The following is a 258-nucleotide window of genomic DNA, read 5'->3' on the forward strand; positions in this document are numbered from 1 at the left end:
GGGGTGAAGTCGTAACAAGGTAGCCGTATCGGAAGGTGCGGCTGGATCACCTCCTTTCTATGGAGAATTGATAAGCGCTGCTTATCAATATAAGTTTCCGTGTTTCGTTTTGTTCAGTTTTGAGAGAACTATCTCTCATATATAAATGTATGTTCTTTGAAAACTAGATAACAGTGTAGCTCATATTTTTTAATTTTTAGTTTGGTTAAGTTAGAAAGGGCGCACGGTGGATGCCTTGACACTAGGAGTCGATGAAGG

1 rRNA gene is annotated in these 258 nt (G+C 39.9%); it reads left to right on the top strand.

Annotated elements, in window-relative coordinates:
- Nucleotides 1-57: ribosomal RNA gene (locus MR070_RS26970) — 16S ribosomal RNA — on the top strand; the annotation flags it as partial.
- Nucleotides 58-258: the final 201 nt, after the last annotated feature.

The sequence above is a fragment of the Bacillus cereus group sp. BfR-BA-01453 genome, assembly GCF_022662915.1.
Taxonomy (GTDB): domain Bacteria; phylum Bacillota; class Bacilli; order Bacillales; family Bacillaceae_G; genus Bacillus_A; species Bacillus_A paranthracis.